Raw genomic sequence first — 14,185 nt, 5'->3', positions numbered from 1 at the left:
CCGAACGGGACCGTCCGCCACGCGAGATGACCCGTCCCAACCGCCCCCGGTCGTCGGCCGGGACCCCATCCGTCGAGGAGAGCACCGTGCCCGCCGAACCGACCCCCGCGCTCCTCCCCGAGACCGCGTCCTGGCTGCGCCGGCGCTCCTGGACCGCGGCCGACCGACCGGTTCACACGCTCCCGGCCGCCAAGCGCGCCCTCGGTGCGGCGGGCACCGTCAGCGTCGTCCTGCCCGCGCTGGACGAGGAGGCCACGGTCGGCGAGATCGTCCGGGTCGTCCGGCGGGAGCTGATGGAACGACTACCGCTGGTGGACGAGGTGGTGGTGATCGACTCCGGCTCGGTCGACGCCACCGCCGAGGTCGCCGCCGAGGCTGGTGCCACCGTCGTCCACCGGGACGCCATCCTGCCCCGGCTGCCCGCCGCCCCCGGGAAGGGCGAGGTGCTGTGGCGTTCGCTGCTGGTCACCCGCGGCGAGATCGTCTGCTTCGTGGACGCCGACCTGCGCGAGTTCGACCCCGCCCTGGTCTCCGGCATCATCGGCCCACTGCTCACCGATCCGGACATCCAGCTGGTCAAGGCGATGTACGACCGGCCGCTGGAGACCGACGGCGCGGTGGTGCCAGCGGGCGGCGGCCGGGTCACCGAACTGGTCGCCCGCCCGCTGCTCAATCTGCACTGGCCGGAACTCGCCGGTTTCGTCCAGCCGCTCGGCGGCGAGTACGCGGCCCGCCGCTCCCTGCTCGAACGGCTGCCCTTCCCCACCGGCTACGGCGTCGAGCTCGGTCTGCTCGTCGACGCCCTGGAGACGGCCGGACCGGACGCGCTCGCCCAGGTGGACGTCGGCATCCGCCACCACCGGCACCAGGACGCCCAGGCACTCGGCCGGATGGCGGCCACCATCTACCGCACCGCGCTGGAGCGGCTGGACCGCACCCACCGGCTGAAGGCCTCCGCCGACCTGGTCCGCCCACTGCTCACCCAGTTCACCCGCGACCCGCTGACCCGCGCCTTCACCGCCCACACCCACCCGGTCACCGCGACCGAACGGCCGCCGATGCACACCGTGCCCGAGTACGCCACCCGGCGCCGATGACCCGTCCCGCGGGTTTGCCGCCCCGGAGCCCCGGCAACGAACCAACCATGGGTGATCTCACGACCGAGCGTTCGAATCCGACCGGCGCCGCTCCCGTCCTGGTGGCGTCCAACCGGGGGCCGGTGTCCTTCGGCACCGCGGACGACGGCACACTGACCCTCCGCAGAGGCGGCGGCGGTCTCGTCTCCGGGCTGTCCGCGATCGACGACCCGGACGCCGTCTGGGTCTGCGCCGCCCTCTCCGACGCCGACCGGCGGGCCGCCCGCGAGGCCCCGGACGGCCGGCTCGACCGGGCCGGCCACGACGTCGGCGGCCAGGCCGTCCGGATGCTGGACATCGACCCGGAGACCTTCGCCCGCGCCTACAACGGCATCGCCAACTCGACCCTCTGGTTCGTCCACCACCTGCTCTGGGACACCCCGACCGCCCCCGCCTTCGACGCCGGCTTCCGCACCGAGTGGGCGGCCTACACCGCGTACAACACGGCCTTCGCCGAGGCCCTCGCCGCCGAGGCCGCCCCCGGGGCCGCCGTCCTGGTGCAGGACTACCACCTGTCGCTCGTCCCGGAGCTGCTCCGCGCCGCCCGCCCCGACCTGCGGATCGGCCACTTCTCGCACACCCCCTGGGCGCCGCCCGAGTACCTGCGGCTGCTGCCCGACGACATCGCCGGGGCCGTCCTCACCGGCATCCTCGGCGCCGACCGGGCGGGCTTCCTGACCCGGCGCTGGGCGCTCGCCTTCGCCGACTGCTGCGAGCGGTTCCTCGGCGCGGAGGTCGACCGCGAGGCGCTCACCGTGACGTTCGCGGGCCGCACCACCGCCCTCGGCGTGCACGGCCTCGGCGCCGACGCCGACTTCCTGCGCGAGCGGGCCCACCGGCCGGACGTCGACGAGCGGCTCGCCACCCTGCGCGCGACCGTCGGCGACCGCCGCACGATCGTCCGGGTCGACCGCACCGAGCTGAGCAAGAACATCGTCCGCGGCTTCCTGGCCTACCGGCACCTGCTGCGCACCCGCCCGGAGTGGCACGACCGGGTGGTCCACATCGCCTTCGCCTACCCGTCCCGCACCGACCTCGCCGAGTACCGGGCCTACACCGACCGGGTCCGGGCACTCGCCGCGGAGATCGAGGAGGAGTTCGGCACCCCGGACTGGCGGCCGCTGGTCCTCCACGTCGACGACGACTTCCCGCGCTCGCTGGCCGCCTACCGGCTGGCCGACGTGGCCCTGGTCAACCCGATCCGGGACGGCATGAACCTCGTCGCCAAGGAGGTCCCGGTGGTCTCCGACCAGGGGTGCGCGCTGGTGCTCTCCCGGGAGGCCGGCGCGCACGCCGAACTCGGCCAGGACGCGCTGAGCGTCAACCCCTACGACGTCGTGGCCACCGCCGAGGCGCTGCACGCCGGGCTCACCATGCCGGCCGACGAGCGGGCCGACCGCTGCAAGCGGCTGGCCGCCGCGGCGACGGCGCTGCCGCCGCAGCAGTGGTTCCTGGACCAGCTCAACGCCCTGCGGCCGGGCGGCTGAGTTCCTCCCCCAGCGCGACCAGCAGGTCCACCACGCCGGCCGGGCCCGGGACCACCAGGTCCGCCCGGTCGGCGAGCTCACGCACCGGCGTGTCCCCCACCGCGCCGCTGCACACCAGCAGACCGGCCAGACCTTCCGGACGCAGCTTCTCCACCGCCGCGAAGGCCGGGACGTCGCCCAGGTCGTCGCCCGCGTAGAGCACCGAACGGGCCCCGCGCTCGCGCAGCAGCCCGGTCAGCGCCGCCCCCTTGTCCACTCCCGGCGGCCGCAGCTCCAGCACCAGCCGGCCCGGCTCCACCACCAGTCCGTGCCCGGCCGCCAGCCGCTCCATCGGCGCCCGCAGCAGTTCGAACGCGGCCGTCGGGTCCGCCGTCCGCCGGGTGTGCACGGCCACCGAGCGGCCCTTGTCCTCCACCCAGGTGCCCTCCGGCGCACCGAGCGCCGCCAGCCGCTCCGCCAGCTCGGCCCGCACCGCGGCCACACCGGGGTGCGGCGGCGGTGCGGTCAGCCGGCCGTCCTCCCAGCGCTCGGCGCCGTAGTGGCCGAGCACCACCACCCCGTCGATCCCGGCCAGCCCGCCGTACTCCACCGCCAGGGCGGCCGGCCGGCCGGTCACCACGGCGACCGCGCCGACCCTCGGCGCCAGCGCGCGCAGCGCGGGTGCCGCGCCCGGGTCCGCCCTGGCCCGGTCCGGGTCGGGGACGATCGGGGCGAGCGTCCCGTCGAAGTCGAGCGCGATCACGGCGTCACGGGGTGCGGCGAGCAGCGCCGCCAGCCCCGCGCGCCCGGCGTCCGTCAGCGGTCGAGTCATCTCGGAAAGGCCCATGCCCGGCACCGTACCCAGCCCGGGCGGGGGCCACCCGTCGGTCCTCGGCGCCGCCTCGGCGCGTCCTCGGCGCCGCCTCAGCGGGCCGCCCGACGGGCGTCGCGGACCCGGCGCAGCCGGTTGACCAGCACCGGGGCGTGCGCGAGTGCCTCCGGCCGGTCCAGCAGCCCGTTCAGCAACTGGTAGTACCGGGTGCTGGAGAGCCCCAGCTCCTCCCGGACGGCCCGCTCCTTGGCACCGGCCGTCCGCCAGCTCCGGGCCTCCAGCGCCAGCACGGCCCGGTCCCTGGCGTCCAGCCCGGTCGGCCCGGCCTGCTGCTCCGGACCGTCCTGCTGCTCCGGACCGTCCGTCCGCTCCGGTTCCGGCCGCTCCGCTTCCTCGTCCGCGCCCATCCGGGGCCACCTCCGCCCATCACTACGGAGTGTCATTCTCCCCCCCGGACCCGACACACCCTGCCCGCTGCGCCGCCCCGGTCCGCCGACTAGCGTCGCCCCCATGACCAGCATCCCGGCCGCCGCCTTCGCCCTGCACGTCCCGACCGCCGAGCTCGAACCCGACCCGCTCGACCCGGCGCAGATCGTCTCCGGCACCCCCGAGGTGTCCGGCCTGGTGCTCTCCGAGTCCGCCTCCGGCGAGTCGGGCATCTGGCAGATCACCCCGGGCGTGGTCACCGACACCGAGGCGGCGGAGGTCTTCGTGGTGCTGAGCGGCCGGGCCACCGTCGTGGTCGACGGCGGCCCGGTGCTGGAGCTCGGCCCGGGTGTCGCCGGGGTGTTCCACGAGGGCGACCGCACCACCTGGACCGTGTCGGAGACGCTCCGCAAGGTCTACGCGATCACCTACTGACACCGACGGCGGTCACCGGCCGGCGGCGGCGACCCGCCGGTCCCGACCGCCGCCGACGCGGCCCGGATCACTTGCGGATCCGGGCCGCCTCCTTCACCGCCGCCTGCTGGAGGTCCTCCAGCACCGGCTTGGGCTCGGCGGTCGCCGCCGCCCCGATACCGGCCTTGATCCGGTTGGAGACCTCGGCCCAGGCCGGGTCCCCGAAGGGGTAGAAGCTCGCGTTGCCGAGCCCGGCGGCGAACTGCTTGAGGTCCGCGTGCTTCGGATCCGCGGTCATCGCATCGAACGCGTCCTGGGTGACCGGCAGCAGGTTGTAGGTCTCGTCGAACTTGAGCTGGTTCTCCTTCGCGTAGGCGAAGGAGAGGAAGCGGCGGATCTCGTTCTTGTGGCCGTTGGCCTTGAACGCCATCATCCAGTCGGCCACCCCGAGGCTGCCGGTCTTCGCCAGGCCGTCCTTCTTGGGGATCGGGGCCGTACCGAAGTCGATCTTGCCGTTGGTGGCCATCCGCAGCAGCGTCGGGTGGCCGTTGAGCATCGCCACCTTGCCGGCCGCGAAGTCGCTGTAGACCGGGGTGCGGTTCATCTTCCCGGGCTCGGGGTACGTCAGACCGGTGGCGACCAGGTTGGTCCGCAGCCAGCTGAAGGTGGCCTGGTTCTTGTCGCTGTCGATGGTGTAGTTGCCGACGTCGTCGGAGAGGCTGCCGCCGCCGCTCAGCGTCCACAGCATCGACTCGGCCGGCGCCTCCTCGGGCCCCAGCGGCAGTCCGTACGGGGTGACGCCCGGGACCTTCGCCTTGATCTTCTCGGCGGCCGCCTTGAGCTCGTTCCAGGTGGCCGGCGGCTGGGCGATGCCCGCCTTCTGGAAGATCGCCTTGTTGTAGAAGAGCACCCGGGAGGAGGAGACGAACGGGATGCCGTACTGCGTGCCGAGCACCTGCCCGGCGTGCGAGAACGACTCCATGATGTTGGCCTGGGTCTCCAGCGAGAGCACCTCCGAGGCGTTGTACAGCCGGTCCGCGGCGGCCTGGTCGGCGAAGCCGCCGGTCTGCAGCAGGTCGGGGGACTTGCCGCTCCTGACCAGCTCGTCGACCCGCTTGCCGATGTCGGTCCAGCTCGCCACCTCGACGTCCACCTTGATGCCCGGGTTGGCGGTCTCGAAGCGGCGGGCGACGTCGTCCCAGTACAGCTTGGAGCTGGTGTCCGCGCTCTCGCCGTAGTCGGCCGCCACCAGCCGGAGGGTGACCGGACCGTTGTCCTGGCCGCCGCAGCCGGTGAGCACGAGGGCTCCGGCCAGGGCGCCGGCCATCGTGACGCCGAACAACCGGGTGGGGACCTGGGCGCGCCTGTCCAACGCGGGTACCGCCTTCGGGGGGATCCTGCTGAGGGGAATCGGACCGGATCGGGGGGAGATCCGGCCGGGGGGAGGCCGCAAGGGTGCCAAACCGGGCATGCTGTGGTCCAGACCTCCGGCCCCCGAACGCCGGGTAGTTATCGAAGTGCGGGATTTGTTGCACACTGCGCAACAAAATCCGCGAATCCGACCTCCCGGACGCCCCCGCCCGCCCGGTCGCACCCTCCCGGCGACCGACCCGGCGGCTCGCGCAAAGTGCCGCACACCGCACACTTCTGCGACAAAGCTCACCCCTTTGGACCAGACCAATGCGACAACTGGACTAGACCTCTTAGACCGGACCGAGGGAAACTGTCCCCCGTGAAGCACGTCATCGCACTCGATGTTGGCGGGACCGGCATGAAAGCCGCGTTGCTCGCCCAGGACGGCTCCGTGCTGTTCGAAGCACGCCGCCCGACCGGGCGGGAACACGGCACGGACGCCGTGGTCGCCGCCATCCTCGACTTCGCCGCCGATCTGGCGGACGAAGGCCGCGCCCGCTTCGGCGTCGCGCCCCTGGCGGCGGGCGTCGCCGTCCCGGGGACGATCGACGAACAGCGGGGCATCGCGGTCTTCTCCGCCAACCTCGGCTGGCGCGACCTGCCCCTGCGCACCCTGCTGGGCGGGCGCCTGGCCGGGCCGGACGGCGCGATGCCGGTCGCCCTCGGCCACGACGTGCGCTCCGGCGGTCTCGCCGAGGGCCGGCTCGGGGCCGGCCGGGGTGTCGACCGCTTCCTCTTCGTCGCCCTCGGCACCGGCATCGCCGGCGCCATCGGCATCGACGGCCGGATCGAGGCCGGCGCCCACGGCTACGGCGGCGAGATCGGCCATGTGGTGGTCCGCCCCGGCGGCCCCGCCTGCGGCTGCGGCGCCCGGGGCTGCCTGGAGACCCTCGCCTCCGCCTCCGCCGTCTCCCGCGCCTGGGCCGAGGCCGTGGGCGACCCCGACGCCGACGCGGCATCCTGCGCCGTCGCGGTGGACGCCGGGGACCCGCGCGCGGTCGCGGTCTGGCAACGCGCGGTGGACGCCCTGGCCGACGGCATCGTGCTCGCCCAGAGCCTGCTCGACCCGTCCCGGGTGATCGTCGGCGGCGGGCTGGCCGAGGCCGGGGACACCCTCTTCAGCCCCCTGCGGGCGGCGGTCACGGAGCGGCTGACGTTCCAGATGCCCCCCGAGGTCGTACCCGCCATGCTCAAAGACACCGCCGCGTCGCTGGGCGCCGGCCTGCTCGCCTGGGATCTGCTCTCCATGGAGGTGACCGCGTGACCGCGGACCGACTCGCACTGTCCGGCGCCCGGCTGGTCCTGCCCGGCGGCGTGGTCGAGGGCGACCGCCTCGCCGTCGAGGGCGAGCGGATCGCCGGCCTGGGCGGCACCGCCACCCCCGGCGACCTCGACCTGACCGGGTACACCGTGGTGCCCGGCTTCGTCGACCTGCACGTCCACGGCGGCGGCGGCGCCTCCTACGCCTCCGGCATCGCCGAGGAGGCCCTGCGCGCCGCCCGCACCCACCTCGAGCACGGCACCACCACCACCGTCGCCTCCACCGTCACCGGCGAGATCGACGACCTGGCCCGCCAGGCCGCCGTCCTCTCCGAACTCGCCGAGGACGGCGTGGTGGCCGGCGTCCACTTCGAGGGCCCGTTCATCTCGCACAACCGCTGCGGCGCCCACCGCCCCGACCTGCTGCGCGACCCCGACCCGGCACTGGTCCGCAAGCTCGTCGACGCCGCCCGCGGCCACGCGAGGATGGTCACCCTCGCCCCCGAACTCCCCGGCGGCCTCGACTCGGTGCGGATGCTCGCCGACCTCGGCGTCATCGCCGCCGTCGGCCACACCGACTCCGACTACGCCCGCACCCTGGAGGCGATCGGCGCCGGCGCCACCGTCGCCACCCACCTCTTCAACGCCATGCCCGGCATCGCCCACCGTGCCCCCGGCCCGATCGTGGCCCTGCTGGAGGACGAGCGGGTCACCGTCGAACTCATCAACGACGGCGTCCACCTCCACCCCTCCGTGCTCGACCTCGCCTACGGCACCGCCGGCGCCTCCCGGGTCGCCCTCATCACCGACGCCATGGGCGCCGCCGGCATGGGCGACGGCCTCTACCCCCTCGGCCCGCTCCAGGTCGAGGTCAAGGACGGCGTGGCCCGGCTGGTCGAGGGCGGCGCGATCGCGGGCTCGACGCTCACCCTGGACGTCGCCTTCAAGCGCTCGGTGACGGTCAACGGCCTCAGCCTGAACCAGGCCGTGGAGTCTCTCTGCACCGTCCCGGCCCGGCTGCTCGGCCTCGCCGACCGGGTCGGCACCCTGGAGACCGGCAAGCTCGCCGACCTCGTCGTCGTCGACTCCAACGGCTACGACCTGGTCGCCGTCATGCGCCGCGGCGAGTGGATCACCGGCGGCGACCGCTTCGCCCCGATCACCACCGCCTGACCTCCCGCCGCACCGCCCGCTCCGGCACGCCGAACGGCCGCCCGCTCCCCCGCGAGGGGAACGGGCGGCCGTTCGCATGCTCCGAAAAGGCTCCGGAAGGGCGCCGACAAGGCTCCCGAGGGGGCCCGGAAGGATCCCGGAAGACCCCCGGCCGGGCCTCAGGAGGCGGCTTCCACCAGCACCTGGTCGACCAGGATCGTGCCGCTGCCCGCCGGCACCGAGATCACCACGGTGTTCGGGCCCGCCACCATCGGCGGCGTTATGTAGGTGTTGAACCAGGACGAGGCCGGGTCCTTGCCGGGGGAGTAGTTCTTGAAGCCCAGTCCGCCCGGCCAGTCCTTGCCGTTGACCGTCGCCGCCGCCCGCACGTCGGCGGCGGCGTTGCTGTAGTGCACGGTGAACTTGTAGGTGCCCGCCGCCGCCAGGTCACCGGTCCAGGTGATGGTCCCGCCGGGGTTGAGCGTCAGGTAGCTGCCGTCCGCCGACTTGGCACCCTTGACGGTGTTGCCGGCCGGCGCGTTCTGCGCCTGCAGCTGGCTCGCGTCCACCGCGCCCAGGCCGCCGGTGCCGGAGGCGGTCGCCGCCGGCGTGGCCGACGCGGAGCCGGTCGGGTTCGCGCTTCCGGTACCGGTGCCCGGGCCCGCCGAGGCCCCGGCCGAGGCACTGGCCCTGGCGTCCTTGTCCTTGCCCTTGTCCCCGTCCGGGTCCCCGCTGGTGAGGGCCACCGCGGCACCGATCGCGATCGCCGCGACCACGGCCACCGCGCCGATGACGGCACCCTTGCCCCGGCCGCCGCCGCTCGGCCGCTCCTCGCCCGGCTGCGGGCGGGAGTGCTCGGCGTAGCGGGTCTGCTGGGTGGGGGCGGCTCCGAAGTCGCCCTGTGCCGGGTACTGCTGCTGCGGCTGGCCCTGCGGGTAGCCGGGCTGCGGCTGGTGGGACTGCTGCGGCGGGTAGGGCTGCTGCGCCCTGGGCGGCTGGCCGTACTGGGCGCGGCCGACCTCCATCGGGCGGCTGTACGGGGTGCGGGGCACGCCCTGCTGCGGTTCGGCCGGCTGCCCGGAGGCGCCGTCGGCCGGACGGTAGAGGTAGCCGAACGGATCGTCGTCCTGAGGGGCGCCGCCCTCCGGGCCCTGGGGCGCCCCGCTGCTGCCGGCGGTGGTCACGGTGGTCAACTCCCCCATCGCGGTCGCGCCGCCGCACTGCCGTGCCGTCGGACGCTGATCGTGGTCGCTCGTACCCCCGGAACACTACCTGTCGTCGGCTACGCCCCGAAAAGACCCCTTGACAACCCGCGAGTAGCCCGAGCCCGCCCCGGAGCCGGATTCAGCCCGCCCGCCGGTGCGAACGTTCGCCGCGCGCGCCGCGCACCGCGCCGCCCCGGGCCCGCTTCTCGTCGTACATCCGCTCGTCGGCGGTGTGCAGGACCTCCTCGATGCTCATCCCGCAGCCGGCCCAGCCGATGCCGAGGCTCACCCCGACCCGCATCGCCCGGCCGTCGATCCGCATCGGCGGGATGATCGCGTTGCGCAGCCGGTGGGCGAGGTCCTTCGCCTCGTCGCGGCCGATCCCGTCGGCCAGCACCACGAACTCGTCGCCACCGAACCGGGCCACCGTGTCGCCGTCCCGGACGGCCCCGCTGAGCCGGCGGGCGACCTCGACCAGAACGGCGTCGCCGGCGTTGTGCCCGAACCGGTCGTTGATCGACTTGAAGCCGTCGAGGTCGCAGAAGAGCACCGCGAGCCCCTTCTCCACGACGGGCGGCGGACTCGACCGGAACGGGCCGGTCCTGATCTCCCCGCCCGGACCGTGGTCGGGCGGCACCACGGCGTGCACATGGTCGCCGTAGCCGTTCGCCCCGTCCGGGGCGCCGGCGGCCGCGGCCGCCGGGTAGCCCTCGGGGAGGCCGTAGCCGTGCGCCGGGTCCGCGCCCTCGTACCCGCCGGGCGTGCGGTGGGAGTCGCCGAACAGGTGCTCCGGGTACCCGCCGAAGCCGTCGTCGGGCCGGAGCGCGGCCGCGTACCCGGCTCCGCCGTGACCGGCGTCCCCGGGCGGGACGGCCTGGTGCCCGGCCGCGACCGCCTGCGGCAGGGCGCAGAGCCGGCGCCCGAGCCGGGCCTTGAGCTCGGCCCCGTTCGGCAGTCCGGTGAGCGCGTCGTGGCTGGCCCGGTGGGCGAGCTGGAGCTCGTGCCGCTTGCGGTCCTCGATGTCCTCGACGTGGGTGAGCAGGAAGCTCGGACCCTCGGCGGCGTCGGCCACGATCGAGTTCCGCAGACAGACCCACTGGTACCCGCCGTCGCGGCGGGAGAGCCGCAGTTCCGCCCGGCCGCTCTCGGCACTGGTGCGCTCCAGCAGCGTCCGGTCGTCGGGGTGCACGAGATCGGCGAAGCTCTGCTGGCGCAGCACCGCCCGGGGGCGCCCGAGCAGGCGACAGAGCGCGTCGTTGACCCTGGTCAGCTGACCCCGCCCGGCGCCGTGGAGTTCGGTGATGGCCATCCCGCTGGGGGCGTACTCGAAGGCCTGGCGGAAGCTCTCCTCACTGGCCCGCAGCGCCTGCTGCTCCTTCTCCAGGCGGGCCAGCGCGCGTTGCATCTCGGCGCGCAGCCGGGCGTTGCCGATCGCGATGGAGGCCTGCAGCGAGAACATCTCCAGCGCCTCGCGGGTCCAGGCCCCGGGGCGTTTGCCGCTGCGCGGCCGGTCCACCGAGAGGACCCCCAGCAGGTCGCCGCCGGCGCTGTACATCGGGGCGAGCAGGCCGTCGGCGGGGTGCCAGTCGTTGGCGTAGACCGGCATGGGGCCGTCCCCGATCCAGCGCGGGATGTCGCTGGCCACGGCCCAGCCGCGGTCGTAGGGGAGGAAGCGCAGGGTGCCCCAGTGGTCGCTGACGCCGAGCAGCCGGTCCCAGGACTCGCGGGAGCCGACCTGGCCGAGCAGTACGGAGGGGCCGCCCATGGCGCTCTCCTCCAGCTCCCAGACGGCCGCCACCACCAGGTCGCCGTCCGGCCGGACCAGGCTGACCGCGGCGGCGTCGAATCCGAGCCCGTGCACGGCGCCCTCGACCACGGCCTGCAGCGTTCCCGCCAGGCTGCGGGCAGCGTTGAGGTCCGCCACGACCCGGTGCAAGGTGCGGAGGGTCGCGAGACGGACATAAGGCTCCGACTCGGCTTCCATGCGGGGGCTCCCCGGCTGCTTCGGATAGGTCTTGATTGGTTATCGTCCGATTGCCAGAAGAACTGAATCACAGGGAGCACAGCGTTCGGCACGCTCGGTCAGCAATAGGTCAGCACTTGTGACTTAAATCACACGACACTAATGCACCCTTAATCGGTTCATCTGCCCCATAACGGGACAAAAAGCCTCATCGGCACATTTCCGGTGGTCGGTCGCAATGGCCCCGCGCTGTAGCCGACTGACCGCCGGGCAGGCCCTCCCCTTCACTCCTGGGGGTGAGGTCGGGCGCGAACCGTAACCTTCCCGGTGCCCGGGCGGACCGAGCCACGCTGCGTCGCTGGTCCTACGACCAGGGCCCGATGTCGTTTCCCCCGGTCGCGGGCTAGCGTGCCTACGTGTACCCGTCCCCGCAGCCCGAAGCTGCCTCCCGCGCGACCCCCGACGAGTTCCGGGCGGCGCTCTCCCAGCTCGCCTCCGGTGTCAGCCTGGTGACCGTCCAGGATCCGGACGACGGCGAGGACGTCGGCATGACCGCGACGTCCTTCCTGTCCGTGTCGCTGGAGCCGCCGCTGGTCCTGATCTCCGTCCGCGAGGACTCCCGGATGGACGAGGTGCTCTCCCGGGCCGACACCTGGGCCGTCTCGCTGCTGTCCGAGGGGCAGAAGGCGCTCGGCTCGCGGTTCGCCATGAAGGGCCGGCTCAGCGACCGGCTGCTGTTCGCCGACGCCCCGCACCACCGCGGCCCCTGCAGCGGGGCCCCGCTGATCAGTGGCGCGCTCGCCACCGTGGAGTGCCGCACCGAGCAGCGGATCCCGGCCGGTGACCACACCCTGCTGCTCGGCCGGGTCCTGGAGGCCAGGGTGCCCGACCCCGGCGGCCGTCCGCTGCTGTACTTCCGCGGCGGCTACCGCTCCCTGGGCTGACCCGGCACCGCCGGTCACCGCCCGGCACACCGGGCACCGCCGGCCGTCGCCGGGTGCCGCCGGCCGGACCTGAACCTGCCGGACGGACCGGACCGGACGCCGCCGCTACTCGCCGCCGCGCGGCGAGCGCCGCCCCTGCTTCAGCTCGGAGCGGTGCCGCTTGTTGGTGAGCCGCCGCTCGACCATGCCCCGGGTGGGCCTGGTCGCCCGGCGCGCCTTCGGCGGCGGGGCGGTCGCCTCGCCGAGCAGCGAGGCCAGCCGGGCCGCGGCGACCTCCCGGTTGCGCCACTGCGAGCGGTGCTCGGAGGCCCGGACCACCAGCACCCGGCCGTCGACCAGCCGGCCGGCCAGCCGCTCCAGGGCGCGCTCCTTCCACACCTCGGGCAGCGCCGCGGAGGCGGCCAGGTCGTAGCGGAGCTCGACCTGGGTGTCGGAGGTGTTGACGTGCTGGCCACCGGGGCCGGAGGAACGGGAGAAGCGCCAGACGAGCTCGGCGTCGGGGACGACCACCGACCCCCGTACGCGAACGGGCTCAGGCATGGGTCCATCATCCCGCGCCCGACCACGCCGGGTCACCCGGTTATCCGGCCGTCCGGCGCCGACCCCGACAATGTCCTTGTGATCGAGCTCGGCTACTCCCTCTCCAACCGCTTCCCCGACCCCCCGCAGACCGACTACCGGTCGGCGGGCGCGCGCGAGCTGCGGTACGACCTGTTCTGCGGCGACGTCCACGTCGAGGACGAGGCGTCCGACCTGTCCACAGCCTGGGGATGGGTCCCGGTGCTGGACTTCGCCTGGGCCCTGTGCGACATCGTCGAGGAACTCGACCGCGACCCGGCCGGCGGCCGGGCCGCCCGGGTGCAGACCGCCGACCTCGACTTCACCCAGAACACCCATCTGCTGCGGTTCGCCCGCCGGTTCAACTGGGTGGAGGTCACCGCCACCTGGCTGCCGGACGAGCCACCGGTCGTGGTCCGCCACGGCGATCTGCGCCGCGAGGCCAGGGATTTCCTCCAGGACACTCTCGCCGACCTCTTCGACATGCACCCGGATCTCGCCGACAATCCGGTTGTCTGGGAACTCCAGGGCAGGTTCCGACGCGTCTGACGGGGAATACCCGGAACCGTGCCGGCGGGCGGAAAAGAAACCGGCCGCGCGGAACCAACCCTCGCGGTTCCCGCGTTATCCCCGGCAACAGCAATCGAAGGGACAGCACACACCATGCCAGTGAGCCTCTCCAAGGGTGGCAACGTCTCGCTGACCAAGGAGGCCCCCGGCCTGACCGCGGTCACCGTCGGCCTCGGCTGGGACGTCCGCACCACGACCGGTGCCGAGTTCGACCTGGACGCCAGCGCCATCGTGCTGAACGCGGACGGAAAGGTGCTGTCCAACAGCCACTTCGTCTTCTTCAACAACACCAGCACCCCGGACAACACCGTCGTCCACACCGGTGACAACCGCACCGGCGAGGGCGCCGGCGACGACGAGGCGATCAACGTCAACCTCGCCACGCTGCCGGCCGAGGCCACCAAGATCACCTTCCCGGTCTCGATCTACGACGCCGTCGCCCGGTCGCAGAACTTCGGCCAGGTCCGCAACGCCTACATCCGCGTGGTGAACGCGGCCGGCGGCGCCGAGATCGCCCGCTACGACCTCTCCGAGGATGCCGCGACCGAGACCGCCATGATCTTCGGCGAGCTCTACCGCAACGGCGCCGAGTGGAAGTTCCGCGCGGTCGGCCAGGGCTACGCCTCCGGCCTGGCCGGCATCGCCCAGGACTTCGGCGTGCAGCTCTGACGCTCCGCCCCGCGGTGCCTTCCGGCGCCCGTCCCGCCACCCGGCGGGGCGGGCGCCGCGTCGTTCCCGGCGCCCCGACCACCCTGCGCCCCGACCGCCCGACCGCCCTGCGCACCCGACCGCCCTGCGTGCCGGAGCCCCGGACCCGCAACGAGGAGCGGCGCGGGCGGACGGTCC

The 14,185-nt window shown here is 74.0% G+C and carries 14 protein-coding genes; 8 read left to right on the top strand and 6 right to left on the bottom strand.

Features of this window, described 5'->3' with window-relative positions:
* Positions 1-86 precede the first annotated feature (86 nt).
* Both BLU95_RS21780 and BLU95_RS21775 read left to right on the top strand, forming a co-directional pair.
* Positions 87-1,097 carry a glucosyl-3-phosphoglycerate synthase gene (locus tag BLU95_RS21780; protein WP_231977727.1) on the top strand — a complete coding sequence of 337 codons (1,011 nt, stop codon included), beginning with the start codon at positions 87-89 and terminating at the stop codon, positions 1,095-1,097.
* A gap of 47 nt (positions 1,098-1,144) precedes the next feature.
* The gene (locus BLU95_RS21775; RefSeq protein WP_093861502.1) at positions 1,145-2,623 is read left to right on the top strand and encodes an alpha,alpha-trehalose-phosphate synthase (UDP-forming); all 1,479 of its coding nucleotides are present in this window, start codon (positions 1,145-1,147) and stop codon (positions 2,621-2,623) included.
* Here the strand turns inward: BLU95_RS21775 and otsB are convergent.
* Entirely contained in the window at positions 2,598-3,449 is an 852-nt protein-coding gene (gene otsB, locus BLU95_RS21770; protein ID WP_093861501.1) for a trehalose-phosphatase, read from the bottom strand. The two genes, BLU95_RS21775 and otsB, sit on opposite strands and share 26 nt — an antisense overlap.
* Positions 3,450-3,526: 77 nt before the next feature.
* A complete protein-coding gene (locus tag BLU95_RS21765) occupies positions 3,527-3,841 on the bottom strand; it encodes a DUF3263 domain-containing protein (protein WP_093861500.1) in 315 nt (104 codons plus the stop codon).
* A gap of 103 nt (positions 3,842-3,944) precedes the next feature.
* Between BLU95_RS21765 and BLU95_RS21760 the strand changes: the two genes are divergently transcribed.
* Positions 3,945-4,295, top strand: a complete 351-nt coding sequence (locus BLU95_RS21760; protein WP_093861499.1) for a cupin domain-containing protein — start codon at positions 3,945-3,947, stop codon at positions 4,293-4,295.
* Between the two features lie 67 nt (positions 4,296-4,362).
* On the opposite strand, the gene BLU95_RS21755 is transcribed toward BLU95_RS21760, so the two are convergent.
* Positions 4,363-5,646 carry an extracellular solute-binding protein gene (locus tag BLU95_RS21755; RefSeq protein ID WP_231977726.1) on the bottom strand — a complete coding sequence of 428 codons (1,284 nt, stop codon included), beginning with the start codon at positions 5,644-5,646 and terminating at the stop codon, positions 4,363-4,365.
* Positions 5,647-6,006: 360 nt separating this feature from the next.
* On the opposite strand from BLU95_RS21755, the gene BLU95_RS21750 reads away from it, so the two are divergent.
* Both BLU95_RS21750 and nagA read left to right on the top strand, forming a co-directional pair.
* On the top strand, positions 6,007-6,951 hold the full coding sequence (locus BLU95_RS21750) for an ROK family protein (protein WP_093861498.1): 945 nt from the start codon (positions 6,007-6,009) through the stop codon (positions 6,949-6,951).
* On the top strand, positions 6,948-8,120 hold the full coding sequence (nagA, locus tag BLU95_RS21745) for an N-acetylglucosamine-6-phosphate deacetylase (RefSeq protein ID WP_093861497.1): 1,173 nt from the start codon (positions 6,948-6,950) through the stop codon (positions 8,118-8,120). The genes BLU95_RS21750 and nagA overlap by 4 nt, the downstream gene beginning before the upstream one ends.
* Positions 8,121-8,278: 158 nt before the next feature.
* Here nagA and BLU95_RS21740 read toward each other — a convergent pair whose 3' ends face one another.
* Complete coding sequence (locus BLU95_RS21740) at positions 8,279-9,283, bottom strand: putative Ig domain-containing protein (RefSeq protein WP_159424968.1); 1,005 nt, start codon at positions 9,281-9,283, stop codon at positions 8,279-8,281.
* 160 nt (positions 9,284-9,443) lie between these two features.
* Positions 9,444-11,288, bottom strand: a complete 1,845-nt coding sequence (locus BLU95_RS21735; protein WP_093861495.1) for a GGDEF domain-containing protein — start codon at positions 11,286-11,288, stop codon at positions 9,444-9,446.
* A gap of 395 nt (positions 11,289-11,683) precedes the next feature.
* Here BLU95_RS21735 and BLU95_RS21730 point away from each other — a divergent pair, with 395 nt between their 5' ends.
* Positions 11,684-12,211 carry a flavin reductase family protein gene (locus tag BLU95_RS21730; RefSeq protein WP_093861494.1) on the top strand — a complete coding sequence of 176 codons (528 nt, stop codon included), beginning with the start codon at positions 11,684-11,686 and terminating at the stop codon, positions 12,209-12,211.
* Between the two features lie 105 nt (positions 12,212-12,316).
* On the opposite strand, the gene arfB is transcribed toward BLU95_RS21730, so the two are convergent.
* Positions 12,317-12,751: an alternative ribosome rescue aminoacyl-tRNA hydrolase ArfB gene (gene arfB / locus BLU95_RS21725; protein ID WP_093861493.1), complete on the bottom strand. Its 435-nt coding sequence runs from the start codon at positions 12,749-12,751 to the stop codon at positions 12,317-12,319.
* Between the two features lie 78 nt (positions 12,752-12,829).
* Here arfB and BLU95_RS21720 point away from each other — a divergent pair, with 78 nt between their 5' ends.
* Positions 12,830-13,318 (top strand): hypothetical protein, encoded by a 489-nt coding sequence (locus BLU95_RS21720; protein WP_093861492.1) that lies wholly within the window; start codon positions 12,830-12,832, stop codon positions 13,316-13,318.
* 114 nt (positions 13,319-13,432) lie between these two features.
* Positions 13,433-14,008, top strand: coding sequence for a TerD family protein (locus BLU95_RS21715; protein ID WP_093861491.1), 576 nt, complete (start codon positions 13,433-13,435; stop codon positions 14,006-14,008).
* Positions 14,009-14,185: the final 177 nt, after the last annotated feature.

The organism is Streptomyces sp. TLI_053 (assembly GCF_900105395.1).
GTDB lineage: Bacteria > Actinomycetota > Actinomycetes > Streptomycetales > Streptomycetaceae > Kitasatospora.
Note: the sequence above shows the minus strand (reverse complement) of the source record. Positions and strands in the feature narration are given on the sequence as shown.

Bases quoted from the DNA above. Each gene is read 5' to 3' on its own strand.
- BLU95_RS21735 (WP_093861495.1), bottom strand. From the start codon at position 11,288: ATGGAAGCCGAGTCGGAGCCTTATGTCCGTCTCGCGACCCTCCGCACC.
- BLU95_RS21760 (WP_093861499.1), top strand. From the start codon at position 3,945: ATGACCAGCATCCCGGCCGCCGCCTTCGCCCTGCACGTCCCGACCGCC.
- BLU95_RS21775 (WP_093861502.1), top strand. From the start codon at position 1,145: ATGGGTGATCTCACGACCGAGCGTTCGAATCCGACCGGCGCCGCTCCC.
- BLU95_RS21765 (WP_093861500.1), bottom strand. From the start codon at position 3,841: ATGGGCGCGGACGAGGAAGCGGAGCGGCCGGAACCGGAGCGGACGGAC.
- BLU95_RS21715 (WP_093861491.1), top strand. From the start codon at position 13,433: ATGCCAGTGAGCCTCTCCAAGGGTGGCAACGTCTCGCTGACCAAGGAG.
- otsB (WP_093861501.1), bottom strand. From the start codon at position 3,449: ATGGGCCTTTCCGAGATGACTCGACCGCTGACGGACGCCGGGCGCGCG.
- arfB (WP_093861493.1), bottom strand. From the start codon at position 12,751: ATGCCTGAGCCCGTTCGCGTACGGGGGTCGGTGGTCGTCCCCGACGCC.